15 protein-coding genes are annotated in these 20,316 nt (G+C 62.3%); 11 read left to right on the top strand and 4 right to left on the bottom strand.

Annotation, left to right across the window (positions count from 1 at the left end; all coding sequences use genetic code 11):
• Positions 1-30: 30 nt before the first annotated feature.
• Positions 31-2,001, bottom strand: a complete 1,971-nt coding sequence (locus GCN78_RS27640) for a methyl-accepting chemotaxis protein (RefSeq protein WP_193316892.1) — start codon at positions 1,999-2,001, stop codon at positions 31-33.
• 522 nt (positions 2,002-2,523) lie between these two features.
• Between GCN78_RS27640 and GCN78_RS27645 the strand changes: the two genes are divergently transcribed.
• A complete protein-coding gene (locus GCN78_RS27645; RefSeq protein ID WP_152254554.1) occupies positions 2,524-4,791 on the top strand; it encodes a carboxy terminal-processing peptidase in 2,268 nt (755 codons plus the stop codon).
• Positions 4,792-4,985: 194 nt separating this feature from the next.
• Here the strand turns inward: GCN78_RS27645 and GCN78_RS27650 are convergent, their stop codons facing one another.
• The gene (locus tag GCN78_RS27650; RefSeq protein WP_152254555.1) at positions 4,986-5,912 is read right to left on the bottom strand and encodes a LysR family transcriptional regulator; all 927 of its coding nucleotides are present in this window, start codon (positions 5,910-5,912) and stop codon (positions 4,986-4,988) included.
• A 114-nt stretch (positions 5,913-6,026) separates the two neighbouring features.
• Here GCN78_RS27650 and GCN78_RS27655 point away from each other — a divergent pair, with 114 nt between their 5' ends.
• Positions 6,027-7,241: an MFS transporter gene (locus GCN78_RS27655; protein ID WP_152254556.1), complete on the top strand. Its 1,215-nt coding sequence runs from the start codon at positions 6,027-6,029 to the stop codon at positions 7,239-7,241.
• 163 nt (positions 7,242-7,404) lie between these two features.
• Here GCN78_RS27655 and GCN78_RS27660 read toward each other — a convergent pair whose 3' ends face one another.
• Positions 7,405-8,088, bottom strand: a complete 684-nt coding sequence (locus GCN78_RS27660) for a pentapeptide repeat-containing protein (RefSeq protein ID WP_413465249.1) — start codon at positions 8,086-8,088, stop codon at positions 7,405-7,407.
• Positions 8,089-8,396: 308 nt separating this feature from the next.
• Here GCN78_RS27660 and alaC point away from each other — a divergent pair, with 308 nt between their 5' ends.
• From alaC to GCN78_RS27680, 4 genes are all read left to right on the top strand, one after another.
• Positions 8,397-9,614, top strand: coding sequence for an alanine transaminase (gene alaC, locus GCN78_RS27665; RefSeq protein WP_152254557.1), 1,218 nt, complete (start codon positions 8,397-8,399; stop codon positions 9,612-9,614).
• A 293-nt stretch (positions 9,615-9,907) separates the two neighbouring features.
• A complete protein-coding gene (locus tag GCN78_RS27670) occupies positions 9,908-10,453 on the top strand; it encodes an HNH endonuclease family protein (RefSeq protein WP_152254558.1) in 546 nt (181 codons plus the stop codon).
• A gap of 504 nt (positions 10,454-10,957) precedes the next feature.
• Entirely contained in the window at positions 10,958-13,246 is a 2,289-nt protein-coding gene (gene metE, locus GCN78_RS27675) for a 5-methyltetrahydropteroyltriglutamate--homocysteine S-methyltransferase (protein WP_152254559.1), read from the top strand.
• A 275-nt stretch (positions 13,247-13,521) separates the two neighbouring features.
• On the top strand, positions 13,522-15,111 hold the full coding sequence (locus GCN78_RS27680; protein ID WP_152254560.1) for an aspartate:alanine exchanger family transporter: 1,590 nt from the start codon (positions 13,522-13,524) through the stop codon (positions 15,109-15,111).
• A gap of 17 nt (positions 15,112-15,128) precedes the next feature.
• On the opposite strand, the gene GCN78_RS27685 is transcribed toward GCN78_RS27680, so the two are convergent.
• Positions 15,129-16,022, bottom strand: coding sequence for a LysR family transcriptional regulator (locus tag GCN78_RS27685; protein ID WP_152254561.1), 894 nt, complete (start codon positions 16,020-16,022; stop codon positions 15,129-15,131).
• 165 nt (positions 16,023-16,187) lie between these two features.
• On the opposite strand from GCN78_RS27685, the gene GCN78_RS27690 reads away from it, so the two are divergent.
• The 5 genes from GCN78_RS27690 to GCN78_RS27710 all read left to right on the top strand — a co-directional run bounded on the left by GCN78_RS27690 (position 16,188) and on the right by GCN78_RS27710 (position 20,303).
• On the top strand, positions 16,188-16,805 hold the full coding sequence (locus GCN78_RS27690) for an FMN-dependent NADH-azoreductase (RefSeq protein WP_152254562.1): 618 nt from the start codon (positions 16,188-16,190) through the stop codon (positions 16,803-16,805).
• Positions 16,806-17,008: 203 nt separating this feature from the next.
• Positions 17,009-18,199 (top strand): acyl-CoA dehydrogenase family protein, encoded by a 1,191-nt coding sequence (locus GCN78_RS27695; RefSeq protein ID WP_152254563.1) that lies wholly within the window; start codon positions 17,009-17,011, stop codon positions 18,197-18,199.
• A gap of 16 nt (positions 18,200-18,215) precedes the next feature.
• The gene (locus GCN78_RS27700) at positions 18,216-19,361 is read left to right on the top strand and encodes an acyl-CoA dehydrogenase family protein (RefSeq protein ID WP_152254564.1); all 1,146 of its coding nucleotides are present in this window, start codon (positions 18,216-18,218) and stop codon (positions 19,359-19,361) included.
• Positions 19,358-19,855 (top strand): MaoC family dehydratase, encoded by a 498-nt coding sequence (locus GCN78_RS27705; RefSeq protein WP_152254565.1) that lies wholly within the window; start codon positions 19,358-19,360, stop codon positions 19,853-19,855. Before GCN78_RS27700 ends, GCN78_RS27705 begins: the two co-directional genes overlap by 4 nt.
• A complete protein-coding gene (locus GCN78_RS27710; RefSeq protein WP_152254566.1) occupies positions 19,848-20,303 on the top strand; it encodes a MaoC family dehydratase in 456 nt (151 codons plus the stop codon). The genes GCN78_RS27705 and GCN78_RS27710 overlap by 8 nt, the downstream gene beginning before the upstream one ends.
• Positions 20,304-20,316 lie beyond the last annotated feature (13 nt).

Here is a 20,316-nt window from a genome sequence, read left to right on the forward strand (position 1 = left end):
GATTCGTCCCCATCTTAGCACCGCCAGCCCTTACAGCTTGAACACGCCCACCACCTGGTTCAGCTCCTGCGCCTGCTCCTGCAAGGCGTCGGCGGCCGCGGCCGCTTCTTCCACCAGGGCCGCGTTCTGCTGGGTCACCTGGTCCATCTGGGCGATGGCCTGGTTGACTTGCTCGATGCCGCTGCGCTGCTCTTCGCTCGCCTGGGCGATCTCGGCCATGATGGTGCTCACTTGCCGCACGCTGGCCACCACCGTGTCCATGGTGGCGCTGGCCTGGCTCACTTGCGCATGGCCCAGGTCCACCGTGCCGGCGGACGCCTGGATCAAATCCTTGATGTCTTTCGCCGCTGCCGTCGAGCGCTGCGCCAGGGTGCGCACCTCGGTGGCGACGACGGCAAAGCCGCGTCCCTGTTCGCCGGCGCGGGCCGCTTCCACGGCCGCGTTCAAGGCCAGGATATTCGTCTGGAAGGCGATGCCGTCGATGACGCCGATGATGTCGGCGATCTTGCCGGAGGAACTGCGGATGGCATCCATGGTGCTGGCCACTTGCGCCACGGCCGCGCCGCCTTCCGCTGCCAGGCTGGACGAATCGTGCGCCAGCCGGCTTGCCTGCTGCGCGTGATCGACGTTCTGGCGCACGGTCGAGCTCAGTTCTTCCATCGAGGCGGCTGTTTCTTCCAGCGAACTGGCTTGCTGCTCCGTGCGGCTCGACAAGTCCAGGTTGCCGCTGGCGATTTCACCGGACGCCGTGGCGATCTGCCCGGCGCTGCCGCGCACATTGCTGACCACTTGCGACAGGTTGTCGCTGATGCGGTTCATGGCGAGCAGCAGGCGGCCGATTTCATCCAGGCTGCTGGTGTCGAGGTGCACGGTCAGGTCGCCGGCGGCGATTTGCGCGGCGGCCGTTTCGGCGGCGGCCAGCGGGCGCGACACGAGGGTGCGCACGAGCCAGTACAGCAGCAGGGCGAAGATGAGCAGGGCGATGAAACCGGAAATGGCCAGCTGGTTGCGCATCTGGCGCGCCTCCAGGGTGATCTCGTCCGTGAACGTGCCGCCCGCGATGATCCATTGCCAATCCTTGAATTGGCGGTAAAACAGCTGCTTTTCGCGCGCGCTGGCACTCGTTTCGCCCGGCGCCGTCCACGTATAGCGCATGGCGCCGTTTTTTTGCGCCAGCATGTCCTGGATGAACAAGCGGCCATCGCTGGCCTTGAACTCGAGCGCGCTCTTGCCTTCGCTGTTCGGGTGCAGCACCAGGTGACCGTAGTTGGCGCCGGGGGCCGTGTCGACGATATAGATATAGCCCGTCTGGCCGATCTTGACCTGGCGAATCTTCTCTTTCAGCATGGCCAGATTCTTGCTGATGTCCAGGCCGATGAACAGCACGCCCACCACCTTGCCGCCCACATCGCGCACGGGATCGTACTGGGTGATGTATTGCTTGCCAAATAGGGTTGCCATGCCAACGAAGCGCTGGCCGGCGCGCAGCGGCGCATAGCTGGGGTGATTGTGGTCGAGCTGGGTGCCGATGGCCCGTTCGCCATCCTGCTTTTTCAGCGAGGTACTGATGCGCACGAATTCATCGCCGTTGGCGGCAAAGATGGTGGCGATCACGCCCGTCTGCGCCGTGTAGCGGTCGACCAGGGCCGTGTCGAGGTTGAGCACCTTGCCGCCGTTGGCCAGCGCCGGCGTGGCCTTGCCGGCCACGGCCACCATGGCGCCCGCATCGACCGTGAACGGGCCGGGAAACTCGGCCGCGAACAGGCGCGCAAAGCTGGCCGCCTCGTTGACCATGGCGGTATGAAACACTTCCGTGGTCGTCATGACGCTATTGAGTTCGCTGGTGACGGCCGCTTCGGCACGCTGTTCCAGGGCATTGGAGGTACGGATGCTGGTCAAGGCCGTCAGGCTGGCGAGGATCAGGCTGACGAGGGAAAACGTGAAGACGGTAATCTTGCCGCCGACACTCCAGTGGCGGGGGGAGAACGAAATTGTAGGCATAGTGTGAGTCTGGCAAAGGGTAATCAGCTCGGCCATTCCTGGTCATGACATGACACGCGGGGAGGGGATCTGGTGGGGAATGCGTTTGAAACGGAGGCGCGCCGGCTTGGGGGCCGCGCACAGGCAAGCTGGATTTCAGGGCGCGATGATAGCATGTCGCTTGCCTTTTGTTACTAAGTGTTTCCCGCAGGAATCATTTTTTTTCGCGTAAAAACATCATCCACATCAAGATTTTCAAGAATGGGGTATTGACTTTCTTGATTTCAATGGAACATGCTGAACTCGATCGCTGGCCGATGATGCGATTTTTCTCACAAATGTTTCACTTTGTAATGAATGAAACGCCGCCTTTAATCCGCGTTTAAGCTTCCAGGAAGAAACTGATATTCCTTGGGAGACTGCCAGGCCGTATCCTGTAGAATAATATGCAGACCAGTCGTGTATCCCCCTTACTGTCTTGCTGGCTGGCGCATGCCTCTCTGCGCCGCCTGGAATTGATTCAACTAATTTTCGGAGAAGCCGATGAAGAAGCAAATGATGCTGGTCACCCTGGTGCTTGCCCTGTCAGCCCACGCTGGCGCAGCCCAGACGGACAAGAGCGCCGCTCCTCCGCTACCCATGAAGCCGCTGGCCCAGCAAACGCAGGCCGCCTTGTGGGCCTCGCGCGTATTGACGCGCGTCCATTACAAGGCCATGCCGCTCGATGACGCCATGTCGGAGAAAATCTTCGACCGTTACTTCAAGTCGCTGGACGCGGAAAAATTGTTTTTCGTGCAGGCCGACGTCGACCGCTTCGCACCGCTGCGCACCAAGCTCGATGACGCCATCATCAATGAAGACTTGACGGCGCCGTTTGCCATCTACAACCTGTACCAGCAACGTTTCGACGAGCGCATGGCGTATGCGCGTGAATTGCTGAAAACCAAATTCGACTTCACGGCCGACGAGAGTTACCAGATCGACCGCGAAAAGGCCGCCTGGCCGAAGAACGACGAGGAAGTGCGCGACCTGTGGCGCAAGCGCGTCAAGAACGACTGGCTGCGCCTGAAGCTGGCGGGCAAGGAAGACAAGGCCATCCGCGAGACCCTGGACAAGCGCTATGAAAGCTACACGACCCGTTCGCGCAAGCTCAACAGCGAAGACGTGTTTCAGATCTTCATGAACGCGTACGCCATGTCGATCGAGCCGCATACCAATTACCTGGGCCCGCGCGCCTCGGACAACTTCGACATCGCCATGCGGCTGTCGCTCGAAGGTATCGGCGCCGTGCTGCAGACGCGCGACGAATACACGGTGGTGCGCGAAGTCGTGCCGGGCAGCCCGGCCGGCTTGTCGGGCAAGCTGAAAGTGGGCGACCGCATCGTCGGCGTGGGGCAGGGCGAAAGCGGCCCCATCACCGAAGTGCTGGGCATGCGCATCGATGACGTGGTGCAGCTGATCCGCGGCGCCAAGGATTCCGTGGTGCGCCTCGACATCCTGCCGGCCGACGCCGGCCCCGACGCCAAGCATGTGGTCTTGCCGCTGGTGCGCAAGAAAATCAGCATGGAAGAGCAGGCAGCGAAGAAATCGATCATCGAAGTGCGCGACAACGGCGTCAAGCGCCGCATCGGCGTCATTTCCCTGCCGACGTTCTACCAGGACTTCGAAGCGCGCCGCCGAGGCGACAAGGACTTCAAGAGCGCCACGCGCGACGTCAGCCGTTTGCTGGCCGAGTTGAAGAAGGACAAGGTCGACAACGTCCTGATCGACTTGCGCAACAACGGCGGCGGTTCGCTGAACGAAGCCGTCGAACTGACGGGCCTGTTCATCGACAAGGGGCCTGTCGTGATGCAGCGCAATGCCGAAGGCAAGGTTGACGTGGAAAGCGATACGAATGCCGGCCTGGCCTGGGATGGCCCGATGGGCGTGCTGATCAATCGCGGCTCGGCTTCCGCCTCTGAAATTTTCGCCGCCGCCGTGCAGGACTACGGTCGTGGCGTCATCATCGGCGAAGGCAGTTTCGGCAAGGGCACGGTGCAGACCCTGTTCAACCTCGACCGTTTCGGCGGCAGCGAGAAAGCCCGTTTCGGCGAGCTGAAAATGACCATCGCGCAGTTCTTCCGCATCAATGGCGGCACCACGCAGTTGCGCGGCGTCACGCCCGACATCAAGCTGCCAGCCATGTCGGACGCGGAAAACTTCGGCGAATCGAGCTATGACAATGCCTTGCCGTGGGTGGCCATCAAGCCGGCGCCGTACATGCCGACGGGCGACCTGAAGGACATCGTGCCGCTGCTGGACAAGAAACATGAAGCGCGCGTGGCCAAGGACAAGGATTTCCAGTACTTGCTCGATGACATCGCCCTGGTCGTCAAGCAGCGCAAGGAAAACCAGATCTCGCTCAATGAAACCGTGCGCCGCAAGGAGCGCGACGCCCAGGAAGCGCGCGCCAAGGCGCGTGAAAAACGCCTGATCGCGCAGATTGCGAATCCTGCCGACGACCTGGTGGTGATTCCCGATCCGAAAGACGTGCTGAAGGGTGCGAAAGCGGCCAACAAGACGGCCAAGCAGATCGCCGCCGTGAAGGGCGCCTTGCGCACCGACGACGGCTTGCAGGGCGATGAGCGCGCCCTGAGCGCGGAACTCGACGCCGAAACGGCCGCCAAGAGCGCCAAGGACGTGCTGCTGAACGAGACGGCGCGCATCCTGGCCGATGAAGTGGCGCTGATCAAGGCCGATACCCGCATGGCGTCCAAGGTCTTGCCGTATGGCGCCGACATCAAGGGCACGCCGGTGACGGCAGCGAAGTAAAGCGGTGCACGCAGCGGAAAGCCGGTTCCTTGCGGAGCCGGCTTTTTTTTCATCAGTTATCTGCTTGGTGTATTTCTATTATTCCAACAATCAATTGGATTAATATGCCGCGACGCAGCATAATTCACCTGTCTCCTCTATTCTCCTCCAAGAAAATAGATTCAGCCCGCTCTCGCAGCGGGCTTTTTTTTGCCTCAGATTTTGTGCGCGGGCAGTTGTACGTCGGGCTGGGCGGCCAGCAGGGCCGTGATCCAGCCGGCAAATGCCTGCAGCTTGGGCGTGGCCAGACGGCCTTGCGGCGTCAGCAGCGACATCGGCATGGGCGTGGGCGGGTGATCGGCCAGCACGGCCACCAGGGCGCCACTGTCGAGGTGGGCGCGCACCTGGTACATGGCCGCCTGTGCCAGGCCCAGCCCCTGCAGTGCGCAGGCGACGCTGGCGTCGGCGTCGTTGACGGCGATGGGGCCGGCCATCTGCACGCGCGCCACTTCACTTTCCTGTAGAAAGTCCCAATCGAAGGCGCGTCCCGTGCGCCCTGAAAAATGCATGATGGCCCGGTGCGCGGCCAGGTCGGCCAGGGTGTGCGGCGTGCCGTGGCGCGCCAGGTAGGCAGGGGACGCGCAGGTAACGAAGCGCATCAGGCCGACCTGCTTGCCGATGAAGGCGGAATCTTGCAAGGTGCCCACGCGCAAGGCGCAATCGATGCCTTCCTGCGTCAGGTCGACCAAGCGGTCCGTCAGGCTCAGCTGCAGTTGCACGTCCGGCCAGGCGGCGTGAAACTGCGCGATATGGGGAATGATCAGGCGCCGGCCTACCGTGTTGGGCAGGTTGATGCGCAGCAAGCCACGTGGTTTTTTCGCATCGGGCCCACGGAAGGCCAGTTCCGCCGTGTCGACGGCTTTCAAAATGTCGAGGCAATGGCGAAAGTACTCGGCTCCTTCCGGCGTCAGCGACAAGCGGCGCGTGGTTCGCTGCAGCAATTGCGTGCCCAGGTAGGCTTCCAGTTTTTGCAGGGTGGCCGTCAGCGCGGCGCGCGGCAAATTCAGGGTTTCGGCCGCCTTGGAAAAACTGTTGGCTTCGACGATGCGCACGAAGGTTTGCATGGCCTTGATCTTGTCCATGGGATAGCTTTCATTGTTCATATTATGTGAAAAGTGTAGATCGATTATGCCCTAATTATCTTAGGCCCGGTTTTGCCTAGAATGGCTACATCCCTACCGAACCGAGGAAACAACATGAACAAGGCCTCACCTTCCGCTCCCCACGATATTTCACCCGCCATGGTACTGCTGCTGGCCATCGCTTCCGGCCTGATCGTGGCCAATCTGTATTACGCGCAAACCCTCGTCGGGCCCATCAGCGCCTCGACGGGCCTGTCGGCCAAGGCGGCCGGGCTGATCGTCACCCTGACGCAAGTCGGCTATACCTTGGGCCTGCTGTTTGTCGTGCCTCTGGGCGACTTGCTGGAAAACCGCCGCCTGATCGTCTCCGCCTTGCTGGTGACGGCCACGGCGCTGGTGGTGGCGGCCCTTTCCACTGGCGCCATCGTGTTCCTGGCCGCGGCGCTGGCCATCGGCCTCGGATCCGTGGCGGCGCAAGTGATCGTGCCGTTTGCCGCCCACCTGTCGCAGGAAGCGACGCGGGGGCAGACGGTGGGCAAGGTGGTCAGCGGCTTGTTGCTGGGCATCATGCTGGCCCGTCCCGTGGCGTCGCTGGTGGCGGCCCACGCGAGCTGGCATGTGGTGTTTGGCGGCGCCGCCGTGCTGATGGTGCTGCTGGCGCTGGTGCTGCGCCGCGCCTTGCCCGTGCGCCAGCCGGTGTCGAGCATGCGCTATCCTGCCTTGATGGCTTCGCTGTGGCATTTGCTGCTGGGCACGCCCGTGCTGCGCCGCCGCGCCGCCTATCACGCTGGCCTGTTTGGCGCCTTCAGCCTGTTCTGGACCGTCACGCCGCTGGTGCTGGCCAGCCCCGCGTTCGGTCTGTCTCAAACGGGCATCGCCATCTTTGCCCTGGTGGGCATGGCGGGCGCCGTCGCTTCGCCGATCGCCGGCCGCCTGGCCGATGCGGGCCACACCTTGCCTGCCACGGCCGCCGCGCTGGCCCTGGGCATCGTCGCCTTTGCCTTGCCGATGTTGGCGCCAACGTCGAAACACCTGGCGCTGGGCTTGCTGGTGCTGGCCTCCATCGTGCTCGACATGGGCGTGGCGGCGAATCTGGTGTTGGGCCAGCGCGCCATCTTCAGCCTGGGCGCGGAAGTGCGGGGCCGCCTGAACGGCCTGTATTTCGCCCTGTTCTTCGCCGGTGGCGCTGCCGGCTCGGCCATCGGCGCCTGGGTATATGCCAGCTACGGCTGGCAAGCAACCTTGCTGACCGGCATGGCGTTTCCGGGCCTGGCCATGCTGGTGTGGCTGGGAGAATTTTTGCCGCAAGCCACGCGTCGCACGGCTTGAAACCCTGATGGCGACTCATTATCACTGACAGGAATTTCTATCATCATGAATATAAAGTGGCGTGATATGCCGCGATGCCGCAAGATGCACCTGTCTCCTCTATCTCCTCCAAGGAAATAGATTCAGCCCGCTTCCATAGCGGGCTTTTTTTTGCCTTTTTACATTAAATCACCACCAGGTCCAGCGCCCGCATGAAGTTGGCCGCCTGCGCATGCGTGATGACGGCGCCTTTCAGCAAGGACGCTTCGCTCAATTTGAATCCGTCGATATCGGCGCCGCGCAAGTCCGCGCCCTGGAATTTCGCCAGTTTGATGGTGGCATTGCGCAGGCTGCCCCCTTCGAAGACGGCTTCGCGGAAGTCGCAGCCGGCCAGGTAGGCGTCGGAAAAATCCAGCTGTTTTAATGTTGCCTTGCGGAAGGAAAAGCCGCGCAGGTCGGCGCCCACCAGCAGGCTGTCTTCGAAGGTGAGGCCCAGGTGGGCCACTTCCTCGAACGAGGCGCCCGTCAGCTTGCAGCCGCGGTAGGTGACCGACGCCAGCTTGGCGCGCCGCCATTTCGTGTTGTTCAGGTCGCAGCCTTCAAACGTGGCGTCGACGGCGTCGACGGATTCGAAATCGGCGCTGCCCGCGCGGCAGCGGCGCCAGGTGCTGCGTGCCAGTTTGCTGGCGAACATATTGGTGTCGGCAAAGGTGCAGCGCTCGAAGGTGCAGCCTTGCAGATCGAGGCGCGACAGGTCTTCGCCGTCGAACGCGCACTCGATGAAGTGGCGCACGGGCAGGGCCAGCTGCTGCTCGATGCCGGCGCGGTCCAGGGTCATGCCAGTTGCTGCGGTGTCGTGTGTTGCCATCCGTCTCATTCCTAAAGTGAAGCAGGGGAGGGATGGCGCGGCGGGAAAATGCACGAACCAGAACACCTCCCCGGCTGGTGTAACAGCCAAGGGGCAGCGCCGTGGGTCCGCGTGGGCGGGAGCATGCCGGACGGTGCCGGGCACTTACCGGGTTACCAACCGGTGCGCTCATTTTCGATCAGCGCGTATTGTAGCCTGTCCGAATCGGCCTTGCCAATGTCGGCAAAGCCGGGTTAGTATCTTCTCAGGCGCAGCCACCGCGCCAACGTCGCTCGGACGGATCCGGGCGCTTACGTACAGAGATCATCATGACCGACAGCCAAGCTCCGCGCAGCTTTTCGCGCATCAATCGCCTTCCCCCTTACGTTTTCAATATCACCGCCGAGCTCAAGATGGCCGCCCGCCGCCGTGGCGAGGACATCATCGACATGTCGATGGGTAATCCCGATGGCGCCACCCCGGCCCACATCGTCGACAAGCTGGTCGAGACGGTGAAACGCCCCGACACGCACGGCTATTCCGCCTCCAAGGGCATCCCCCGGCTGCGCCGTGCGATTGCGCACTGGTACAAGAAGCGCTACGAGGTCGACATCGACCCGGACAGCGAAGCTATCGTCACCATCGGCTCGAAGGAGGGCCTGGCCCATCTGATGCTGGCGACCCTGGACCGGGGCGACACGGTGCTGGTGCCGAACCCCAGCTACCCGATCCACATCTGGGGCGCCGTGATCGCGGGCGCCGACATTCGCTCCGTGCGCATGGGCCCGGGCGTGGATTTCTTTGCCGAACTGGAACGGGCCATCCGCGAAAGCTACCCGAAACCGAAGATGATGGTGCTGGGCTTTCCGTCGAACCCCACGGCGCAATGCGTGGAGCTGGAATTTTTTGAAAGAGTCGTGGCGCTGGCGAAGCAGCACAATATTTTGGTGGTGCATGACCTGGCCTATGCCGACATCACCTTCGATGGCTGGAAGGCGCCGTCCATCATGCAGGTGCCGGGCGCGCGCGACGTGGCCGTCGAGTTTTTCACCATGTCGAAAAGCTACAACATGGCGGGCTGGCGCATCGGCTTCATGGTCGGCAATGCGGAACTGGTGGCGGCGCTGGCGCGCATCAAGAGTTACCACGACTATGGCAGTTTTACGCCCGTGCAAGTGGCGGCCATTGCCGCGCTGGAAGGCGACCAGAGCTGCGTGAAGGACATCTGCGCCCAGTACCAGCGACGCCGCGACGTGCTGGTCAAAGGTTTGCATGAGGCAGGCTGGATGGTGGAAAAACCGAAGGCGTCGATGTATATCTGGGCGCATATCCCGCAAGCCTATCGCCACCTGGGTTCGCTGGAGTTCGCCAAGCTGCTGCTGCAAAAAGCCAAGGTGAGCGTGTCGCCCGGCATCGGTTTCGGCGAATACGGCGATGAATACGTGCGTTTCGCCCTGATCGAAAACGAGGCGCGGGTGCGGCAAGCCTTGCGCGGCATCAAGAATATGTTGCGTTCCGGCGACGGGAAAACGGAAGCGGCGGCATAAAAGTTGCCACGCGGAATGATCTGTTGCCCCTAATATCACTACGGCGTATTTCTGACATCACGAATATAAAGTGGTTTTATATGCTGCAACGCGGCATCATTCAACTGTCTCCTCTATCTCCTCCAAGGAAATAGATTCAGCCCGCTCCCGCAGCGGGCTTTTTTTTGCCCGAAAATTCATCATCATCGGCTGGTACACATTCTCCAGGCTGGCTTTGGCCGGGATCGGGAATCACCGTTGCCTATGGCGTACATAGGGCAATTTATTGACTGAAGGGTATTTTGTGGACGTTGATGGCAATGCGTGTTTCAATGCGCGGCTATCTTCCTATGACAAATGAGCCGGAAGAGTACCACCGCATGGTGCGTTGGTATGCTGATCTGCGCAGTACGCCGATTTCCTCGGCCGAAATCGTTGTTTTTCACGGCACCAATCCTCGACAAGCTTTTGGCGCCCTGAACAAGGGCAAGGAAGCCATCCTCGCATTGATCGCCAGCAAGGTGGAACAAAACGATATCAATGATTTACTGGCAAGGGGGAAGGGGCGCTCAACGGAGATCGACATACTGTGCCAGGCCCGGCGCGGGCAAGGCCGGTATCGGGACGAATTGCTCGCATTGTGGGACAGGAAATGTGCGGTAACGGGGTGCGATCTTGAACCGGTTCTGCGTGCTTCGCATGCCTTGTCCTGGCAAGGTGCCACCGATCAGCAGCGGCTTGATCCCCATAATGGCTTGCCGCTGATCGCGCCCCTTTGTTTGATCGCGGCCCGATCAGCTTTGCGGATGATGGCGCCATGTTGTGTTCCCCCTCGTTGCTGGGGCGGCATCGTGAACTGATCGGTTTGCCAATCCCGTTGCGCATGGTCCTGAAGGAGGAGCAGAAATACTATCTGCGCATGCATCGGCAACGCTTTGCGTTTTGTTCGCCTGCCCAAGACTGAACAATCATCGCTGCGCTGGCCTCTATTTCTCTGCCGATGGCGCCGCATTTTTCCTGGTCTGTTTCAGATATGGATAATTCATATCTCCACTATCACAACATGTAATTGGATTGATGGCCTGCAATGCGGCATCATGCGTCTGTCTCCTCTATCTTCCTCCAAGAAAATAGATTCAGCCCGCTCCCGCAGCGGGCTTTTTTTTTGCCCGTCGCCGACACAAGGAGCAGTTAGTCGATCCCGTCGTCCGTTTCAGCGGGTCGGGCGTGACCCGCGCAAGACGGCCAGATGCATTCGAACATGATTTCACATGAGCTATATTCATGGATATATAAAATATTATCATTATTTTTAATCGATGGAACCTTTTATGATGTGTGCATACTTCATAAGGAGCACCGTCATGACCGTCACGACACACAATCTGGGCTATCCGCGCATCGGCGCCAAACGTGAACTGAAATTCGCCCTGGAAGACTACTGGAAGGGCCAAAGCAGCCTCGATGCGCTGGAAGGCCATGGCGCCGAGTTGCGCCAGCGCCACTGGCAAGACCAGAACGGGCTGGACCTGGCGCCCGTGGGCGACTTTTCCTTCTACGACCAGGTGCTGGACCTGAGCTTTGCACTTGGCAACTTGCCGCGGCGCGTACGCGGCCTGGAAGGCGCGGCGCTCGATAACTATTTCCGCGTGGCCCGTGGCCGCTCGGCCAGCGACAGTGAATGCAGCTGCATCCACGCCGGCGAAATGACGAAATGGTTCGACACCAATTACCATTACATCGTGCCGGAATTCGCGGCCGACACGCAATTCAAGCTCGACAGCAGCCGCCTGCTGCGGCAACTGGCGCAAGCGCGCCAGCTCGGTGTGAAAGCCAAGCCCGTGCTGATCGGGCCCGTCACCTACTTGTGGCTGGGCAAGGCCAAGGATGATTCCGACAAGCTGGCGCTGCTGCAAGGCTTGCTGCCCGTCTACGTGCAACTGCTGCAGGAACTGGCCGCGCAGGGCGTGGAATGGGTGCAGATCGACGAACCGATCCTCGTCACGGAACTGGATGGCGCCTGGCGGCAGGCGCTGCTCACGGCCTATGACGCCTTGAGCAAGCTCAATCACGTCAAACTGCTGCTGGCCACGTATTTCGGCAAGCTGCAAGACAACCTGGCACTGGCGTGCACATTGCCGGTCCAGGGCTTGCACCTCGATGCCGTCAACGCCCGCGATGAAGTCGAGCAGGTCATCACCCGATTGCCCGCCACCAGCGTGCTGTCCCTGGGCGTCGTGAATGGCCGCAATATCTGGAAGACGGATTTGAACGCGGTGCTGGCATGGCTGGAACCCGTGCACGCCAGGCTGCAAGGCCGGCTGTGGATCGCGCCCTCGTGCTCGCTGCTGCACGTGCCCGTCGACCTGGACAGCGAACAAAAGCTCGATGTGGAGATCAAATCCTGGCTGGCCTTCGCCCGTCAAAAGCTCGATGAAGTGCACACCCTCGCCGGCGCCCTGAACCAGGGCCGCGTCTCCGTGCAAGCGGCGCTGGATGCGAATCTCGCCGCCGTGCTGTCGCGCCGCCAGTCGCCGCGCGTGCACAATCCGGACGTGAAAGCGGCCGTGGCCCGCATCGACGCCAGCCTGGGCCGGCGCGCCAGCGGCTTTGCCGAGCGTGCTGCCAAGCAAGCGGCGCTGCTGCAACTGCCGCTGTATCCGACGACGACCATCGGTTCGTTTCCGCAGACGGCGCCAATCCGCCAGGCCCGCAGCCAGTTCCGCAGCGGCCAGCTCGATGAAGCCGGCTATAAAAAGCTGATGCGGGCGGAAATCGCCCATTGCGTGCAGGAACAGGAAAGCCTGGGCCTGGACGTTTTCGTGCATGGCGAGGCGGAACGCAATGACATGGTGGAATACTTCGGCGAACAGCTCGACGGCTATGCCTTCAGCCAGTTCGGCTGGGTTCAATCGTACGGTTCGCGCTGCGTGAAGCCGCCCATCCTGTTCGGCGACATCAGCCGCCCGCGCGCCATGACGGTCGAGTGGAGCACCTACGCCCAGTCGCTGACGGACAAGCCGATGAAAGGCATGCTGACGGGCCCCGTCACCATCCTGAACTGGTCCTTCGTGCGCGATGACCAGCCCCGTTCCGTGTCATGCCACCAGCTGGCGCTGGCCATCCGCGCCGAAGTGCAGGACCTGGAGCAGGCCGGCATCCGCGTGATCCAGATCGACGAGGCGGCGCTGCGCGAAGGCTTGCCGCTGCGTCAATCGCAATGGGCCGACTACCTGCGCTGGGCCGTCGAATCGTTCCGCATCGCGGCCAATGGCGTGGCCGACGAGACGCAGATCCACACGCACATGTGCTATTCGGAATTCAACGACATCATCGCGCAGATCGCCGACATGGATGCGGACGTCATCACGATCGAGACGTCGCGCTCCGACATGGAATTGCTGGATGCCTTCGATGATTTCAACTATCCGAATGAGATTGGCCCCGGTGTCTACGACATTCACTCGCCGAATATTCCCAGCCAGGAACAGATGGTGAAACTGATGCGCAAGGCGGCCGAGCGCATCCCCGCCCAGCGCCTGTGGGTCAACCCCGATTGCGGCCTGAAGACGCGTGGCTGGAAAGAAGTCATTCCTGCGCTGGCGAACATGGTGGCGGCGGCGAAAACTTTGCGCGGCGATAACGCGGCCTGAGGATGGCGGGAGTAGGGACGGCCGGCATGGATCAGATATAGAACAATCGTATTTCTGTCATCACAACATGCAATTGGATTTATATATTGCGATGCGGCATCATTGCACCTGTCTCCTCTACTTCCTCACAGGAATTAGATTCAGCCCGCTCCCGCAGCGGGCTTTTTTTTGCCCTTTTTACGGTGCAGGCCGCCGCACACGCTTGCTTGTCATACAGGCATGGTGTTGCTTTTGTGCATGCTAAACTGGGCCTTCTCCAGACCAAGGTTGCCCTGATGATTGAACTGTTTCGCCACACGCTGGAGTCGACGCCCATCCTCGCCCTGTTTCTCGTCATCGGCGCCGGGTATGCGCTGGGGCGCATCAGCGTGTTCGGCTTTTCGCTGGGCGTGGGCGGCGTGCTGTTCGCGGGGCTGGCGCTGGGCGCGTTCGCTCCCGCTGCCGTGCCGCCGCCGATGGTCGGCCCCATCGGCTTGCTGCTGTTCTTGTACGGCATCGGCGTGCAGTATGGCGTGCAGTTTTTCGCCGGCTTGCGCGGCGCGGGGCAGAAACATAACCTGATCGCCTTTGCCGCCGTCATGGGCGGCCTGGCCGTGTCCGTCTGGGGCGGGCAGTGGATCGATATTTCGCTGCGCATGGCCAGCGGCGTGTTTGCCGGCGCCATGACCAGCACGGCCGCCCTGCAGGCGGCGCTGGAAGCGTCGCACGGCAATGGCGACGCGGCCGTCGGCTATGCCGTCGCCTATCCGTTCGGCGTCGTCGGCCCCATGCTGGGCCTGTACCTGGCCGGACGGATATTAAAACCCGTACTGACGCCGCCGCCGGCGCCCATCGTCGTGTCCGAAATCACCATCGATGAAGCCAAATTGGCGGGCGCGGCCCTGTCCGAACTGGCCGACGGTCCCCTGGCGGGCGTGCAAGTGATCGGCGTGCGCCAGGGCCACCAGAACCGCTTGCCCGACCCAAGCCTGGTGCTTGGCGTGGGCGACGCGCTGATGGTGTCGGGCACGGTGGCGGGCGTGGAAGCGGCGCGCACGGCGCTGGGCCACCTGGATCCGGGCCGGTTGATGAAGGACCGCAGCGCGTTCGACGGCACGGAAGTGTTCGTGTCGGACGCGGCAATCGTCGGCGTGCCCCTGGGTGAACTGAACCTGGCGAAAGACTTCCCCCTGCAGATAGCGTTCATCCGCCGTGGCGACGCCATGATTTTGCCGCACCCGTTCCTGACCCTGGAATTCGGCGACCGGGTGATGGCCATCGCGCCGGCGAAACATGCGGCCGACGTGCGCAAGCTGTTCGGCAATTCCATCACGGCCACGGCCGAGTTCAGCTATGTATCGCTGGGCATGGGCATGGTGCTGGGTGTCTTGCTGGGCCTGGTGCCGATACCGTTGCCGTGGATAGGCTCGTTCAGCCTGGGCCTGGCGGGCGGCCCGCTGGTGATGGCGCTGATCCTGGGGCGCCTGGGCAGAGTGGGCAAGATCAGCTGGCGCTTGCCGCTGTCGGCCAACCTGGTCATGCGCAACTATGGCTTGACGATCTTTCTCGCTGCCGTCGGCATGGCGTCCGGCTTGCCCTTCGTGCAGCAGGTGGGCGCCGATGGCTTGCCCATGCTGGCGCTCGGCGCCGTCACGGTGCTGGTGGTGGTGGCTCTCGTTGTAATCCTGGGCAAGGTATTCCTGCGCCTGCCATTTCCCGAGTTGCTGGGGATCGCGGCCGGCGCCACGGGCAACCCGGCCGTGCTGGTGTTCGCCAACCGCCTGGCCAAGTCGGACCGCCCGAACCTCGGCTACGCCATGATTTTCCCCAGCATGACCATCGTCAAGATCGTCGCCGTGCAGGTGCTGCTGCATTTGTATGGGTGATGGCGGCAAGGATCACTTCAAGACAGGCGCCGTGTGAGGTCGTCCAGCAACCATCGCCCTGCAGGCCCGAGCGTGCGGCCACGCTGGTGCGCCGCATAAATCGTCAGCCCTTCGCGGGGTGTCGGGTCGTGTTCGATTTGCATGGCAACCAGGCTGCCGGCTGCAATCAATGGCGACACGAGATGGTCCGGCATGCGGCACCAGCCGAAACCGCCGAGCAGGAAGTCCAGGCGGCGGCCAAGGTCGGCGAAGCGCCAAAGTTTGCCGCTTGCCAGCCCAAAGTTGGCGCCACCGGGATGAACCGGGTCTGACAGCACAAGCTGGACATGCGGTTCCAGATCGGCCTGCGTCGCCACACGTGCCAGCGAGGCAAGTGCATGCCCTGGCGCCACGACAGCCTGCATGCCGACACGCAGCAACGGATAGGCGGCAATGTCGTCTGGAACAGAAGGCAGCAACAGGCAGATCCCGATGGCGGCCGGGTCATTTCTCAGACGCCGCAGCGAACCGCCCAGGCCTTCCGTCGAAAAGCTGACGGGCAGATTGGGAAATGTCCGGCTCAGTGCGGACAGGCTCTCGATCAAGGGCGCCGTCGGTACGAGAGGATCGATGGCAACGACGAGCTCCGGTTCCAGGCCCGAACGCGTACCCATGGCCACTCCTTCGAAGCGGGCCGCGCTCGCCAAGACCAGACGTGCCTGCTCGACCAGAACCCTGCCAGTCTCGGTCAGGCTCGGGCGATGGCCACTGCGGTCAAACAGCCGCACGCCTTGCACATCCTCCAGCGTCGCGATGGCCTGGCTGATGGCCGATTGCACGCGGCCGAGTTGTCGACCGGCGGCGGAAAAGCTGCCCGTATCGGCGATCGTGACCAGTACCCGCAACTGGTCCAGCGTCAGACTTCCAATCAAAATAGCGTCTCCACGGTAACTCCATCATGATTATCGATGGAAATCATCACATTTTAATCTCTATTGGAAATAGATTCGCGGCGATATAGTGGAAGCACATAAGCGGCCTGACCGACAAGCGTGCTTCAGGCGTTACCCCGCAGTGCTATTTTTAAGGATGACTGTATGACTCAGCTATTGGTAATCGAAACCAGCCCTCGTGGCAAGCACTCCGTGTCGCGCAACATGACCCGTCGTTTCGTGCAGGACTGGCGCGCCGCGCACGCGGATGGCGAAGTGGTCGAACGCGACCTCATGGATGCGGGACTGCAGTTCGTCAACGCGGCCTGGCTGCAAGCCTACTTCACGCCTGCACAGCAGCACACTCCCGCCATGGCGGACGAGTTACGGCTGTCGGACGAGCTCGTTGCGGAATTGCTCGCCGCCGACCACATTGTCATCGCAACGCCCGTCTATAACTACAATGTTCCGGCCGTGCTCAAGGCCTGGATCGACCATATCGTGCGCAAGGGTCTGACGCTGGGCTTCGATGGACGCGGCCTCGTGACCGGCAAGAAGGCAACCGTACTGATCGCGTCTGGCGGCGTCTATACGGAGGGCTCGCCGATCCGGGATCGCGACATCGCCACCCAGTACCTCCGCCTCGTGCTTGGCGTGATCGGTATCGGCGACGTGACCTTCGTTGCCGGTGGCGGGGCCAAGGCGGTCGATTTAGGCGAGGAAACCATGGAACGCTTCGTCGAGAAGCTCGGCGCCGATCTCGGACGCGCGGCCAGCGTCTGATATGGATCGGCGCTGGAAGCAGCCAAGGGTAGGGCACCTGTCCTTGTCGGCAGGTGTTCCGCTCCTGAGCACCAGCCCGCGTAAAACCCCTGGCGCCGCTCCCAATCTGTTGTACAATCCTTGAGAACGGTCGTGCTTTTTTTGTGCGCTGAGCTTCCTTGCGTGCAGTCATCACGGCAACCGATAAGAACAAGGAGACAGACATGGACCTGCAATATACGGCCGAGGAGATGGCGTTCCGCGACACGGTGCGCGCCTTCCTCGACACCCATCTGCCGGCGGACTTGCAGCGCAAGGTGCGCCAGCATTTGCGCCTGAACCGCGACGATTACGTGCGCTGGCATAAGATTGTTGCGCAGCAAGGCTGGGCCGCGCCGGCCTGGCCCGTCGAATACGGCGGCACGGGCTGGACGTCCGTGCAGCGCCACATCTGGGAAGACGAGTGCGCGCGCGCCGCCACGCCGCCCATCCTGCCCTTCGGCGTCAACATGGTGGCGCCCGTCATCATGGCCTTCGCCAATGCCGAACAAAAAGCATACTACTTGCCGCGCATCTTGAACTGCGACGACTGGTGGTGCCAGGGTTATTCGGAGCCGGGCGCCGGTTCCGACCTCGCTTCCCTGAAAACCACTGCCGAGCGCGACGGCGACCATTACATCGTCAACGGCCAGAAAACCTGGACGACGCTGGGCCAGCACGCGGACATGATCTTTTGCCTGGTGCGGACGGATAGCACGGTGCGCAAGCAGGAAGGCATCAGTTTCCTGTTGATCGACATGAAAACGCCGGGCGTCACCGTGCGTCCCATCATCATGCTCGATGAAGAACATGAAGTGAACGAAGTCTTCTTCGACAACGTGCGCGTGCCCGTCAGCAATCTGGTGGGCCAGGAAAACAAGGGCTGGACGTACGCCAAGTATCTGCTGGGCCACGAGCGCACGGGCATCGCCGCCGTGGGACGCTCCAAGCGCGAATTGACTTTCCTCAAGCAGCTGGCCATGCAGCAGAGCAAGCGCGGCGTGCCGCTGCTGCACGACCCCGTCTTTGCGGCCAAGGTCGCCACCCTGGAAATCGAATTGATGGCGCTGGAAATGACGGTCTTGCGCGTCATCAGCGAAGAAGGCAAGGGGCCTGGACCGCAGGCGTCGATGCTGAAGGTGCGCGGTTCGGAACTGCAGCAGCAATTGACGGAACTGATGGTGGAAGCCCTCGGCCCGCAAGCCTTGCCCTTCGACCCTGATTTTCTTGACGGCACCGCACCGCATGGCGCGGGCGGCGACGACCTGGCCGCGCCGCTGGCCGCGTATTACTTCAATTACCGCAAGACATCGATCTATGGCGGCTCGAATGAAATCCAGAAAAACATCATCACGCAGATGATCCTGGGCCTGTAAGGCAGAAGGAGACGACATGGACTTCCATTTTAATCAGGAACAGCAGCAATTCGCCGACGCGCTCAGGCGCTGGGTCGACAAGGATTACCCGTTTGAAACGCGCAAGCAGATCGTCCACTCGGCCACGGGCACGTCCGATGCCGCCTGGGCCACCCTGGCCGAACTGGGCATGACGGCCTTGCCGCTGCCGGCCGCCGCGGGCGGCTTCGATGGCACGGCCGTCGACATGCTGCTGGTGATGCAGGAACTGGGCCGCGGCCTGGTGGTCGAACCGTATCTGGCCACCGTGCTGGGGGCGCGTTTCCTCACGTTGGCGGGCGGTCACGATGCCGTGCTGGAGCAGGTCGCCGGCGGCAGCCTGAAGCTCGCGTGCGCGCTGGGCGAACGCCAGTCGCGCCATGACATGCACGATATCGCCACCACGGCCATCGCCAGCGGCGACGGTTTCGTGCTCGATGGCGAGAAAACCGTCGTCATCCACGGCGCGCAGGCGGGCGCGCTGATCGTCTCGGCGCGCAGCGGTGGCGCCCAGATGGACACGGACGGCATCTCGCTGTTCCTCGTGCCTGTCGATGCACCCGGCGTTTCCGTGCGCGACTACCGCACCATCGACGGCCAGCGCGCCGCCACCGTCACCCTCGTGCAAGTGGTGCTGAGCCATGACGCCCTGATCGGCCAGGCTGGGCAGGGCTGGCCCGTGCTCGATGCCGCGCTCGACTATGGCGCCGCGCTGCTGTGCGCGGAAGCCGTGGGCGCCATGGACGCCATCTTCGCCGCCACGCTCGAGTACCTGAAGACGCGTCAGCAGTTCGGCGCGCCCATCGGCAAGTTTCAGGCCTTGCAGCACCGCATGGCCGACATGTTCATCCACCTGGAGCAGGCGCGCTCGATGGCCATGCTGGCCGCCGCCAAGGCCGACAGCGACGACGTGGCGGAGCGCCGCCGGACGGTCTCCGCCGCCAAGGCGAGGGTGGGGCTGGCCGCCACCTTTGTCGGCCAGCAAGCCGTGCAATTGCATGGCGGCATGGGCGTGACGGACGAATTGCCTGCCGCCCACCATTTCAAGCGCCTCTCCATGATCGCCCTGACCTTGGGCGACGTGGAGCACCATATCGAGCGCTTTATCGCCCAGCCGGGCTTCTTGCCGACGGAGACCGCATGACCGCATTGACCGGAATCAAACCCAAGCACTGGTATTTCGAAGATTTTACGCAAGGACTGGAAATCGACCTGGGCCAGCGCCATGTGACGGAGAAGGAAATCATCGCCTTCGCCACGGATTTCGACCCGCAGCCGTTCCACGTCGACCATGCGGCCGCCGAAAAGACCATCTTCAAGGGCGTCATCGCCAGCGGCTGGCATACCTGCGGCATGATGATGCGCCTGGTGGTCGACAACTTGCTCAAGCATTCGTCCAGCATGGGTTCGCCTGGCCTGGACAGCATCCGCTGGTTGAAACCCGTGCGCGCCGGCGACACTTTGCACCTGACCTACCAGGTCAAGGAAGTGCGCCCATCGACGTCGAAACCGGACCGCGGCATCGTCATTTCCGTGTGGAGCGTGCGCAACCAGCATGGCGAAGTCGTCACCACGGTGGAGGGCATGGGCATGTTCGGCCGCCGCCCGGTGGCGCAAGAGGAGCCGGGCCATGCGTGACATCGCCGGCATCGCCGGTTTCCAGGCCCTGGCGGGCCAGCACGTGGCCGTTTCCGACTGGCTCACCATCACCCAGCAGCGAATCGACACCTTTGCCGACGCGACGGACGACCATCAGTGGATCCACGTCGACGCCGAGCGCTGCGCGCGCGAGTCGCCGTACGGCTGCACCGTGGCGCACGGCTTCCTGACCTTGTCCCTGCTGCCGGCCATGTTGCAGGGCGCCTTGCACATGGCCGGCATCCGCATGGCCATCAACTATGGCCTCAATAAGGTGCGCTTTCCCGGCCCCGTGCCCGTGAACAGCCGGCTGCGCGCGCGGCTCGACATCCTCTCCGTCGACGACTTGCCGGAAGGCGCCCAGGTGAACTGGGCCGTCACCATGGAGCGCGAAGGCGATGCGAAACCCGTGTGCGTGGCGGAGTTCCTGATGCGGTGTTATCCCTGAGCGACAAGTTGCT

The sequence above is a fragment of the Janthinobacterium rivuli genome (genome assembly GCF_009208735.1).
Taxonomy (GTDB): domain Bacteria; phylum Pseudomonadota; class Gammaproteobacteria; order Burkholderiales; family Burkholderiaceae_D; genus Janthinobacterium.

Coding starts and splice junctions, on each gene's coding strand:
- GCN78_RS27640 (WP_193316892.1), bottom strand. CDS start 2,001: ATGCCTACAATTTCGTTCTCCCCCCGCCACTGGAGTGTCGGCGGCAAG.
- GCN78_RS27645 (WP_152254554.1), top strand. CDS start 2,524: ATGAAGAAGCAAATGATGCTGGTCACCCTGGTGCTTGCCCTGTCAGCC.
- GCN78_RS27650 (WP_152254555.1), bottom strand. CDS start 5,912: ATGGACAAGATCAAGGCCATGCAAACCTTCGTGCGCATCGTCGAAGCC.
- GCN78_RS27655 (WP_152254556.1), top strand. CDS start 6,027: ATGAACAAGGCCTCACCTTCCGCTCCCCACGATATTTCACCCGCCATG.
- GCN78_RS27660 (WP_413465249.1), bottom strand. CDS start 8,088: ATGGCAACACACGACACCGCAGCAACTGGCATGACCCTGGACCGCGCC.
- alaC (WP_152254557.1), top strand. CDS start 8,397: ATGACCGACAGCCAAGCTCCGCGCAGCTTTTCGCGCATCAATCGCCTT.
- GCN78_RS27670 (WP_152254558.1), top strand. CDS start 9,908: ATGGCAATGCGTGTTTCAATGCGCGGCTATCTTCCTATGACAAATGAG.
- metE (WP_152254559.1), top strand. CDS start 10,958: ATGACCGTCACGACACACAATCTGGGCTATCCGCGCATCGGCGCCAAA.
- GCN78_RS27680 (WP_152254560.1), top strand. CDS start 13,522: ATGATTGAACTGTTTCGCCACACGCTGGAGTCGACGCCCATCCTCGCC.
- GCN78_RS27690 (WP_152254562.1), top strand. CDS start 16,188: ATGACTCAGCTATTGGTAATCGAAACCAGCCCTCGTGGCAAGCACTCC.
- GCN78_RS27695 (WP_152254563.1), top strand. CDS start 17,009: ATGGACCTGCAATATACGGCCGAGGAGATGGCGTTCCGCGACACGGTG.
- GCN78_RS27700 (WP_152254564.1), top strand. CDS start 18,216: ATGGACTTCCATTTTAATCAGGAACAGCAGCAATTCGCCGACGCGCTC.
- GCN78_RS27705 (WP_152254565.1), top strand. CDS start 19,358: ATGACCGCATTGACCGGAATCAAACCCAAGCACTGGTATTTCGAAGAT.
- GCN78_RS27710 (WP_152254566.1), top strand. CDS start 19,848: ATGCGTGACATCGCCGGCATCGCCGGTTTCCAGGCCCTGGCGGGCCAG.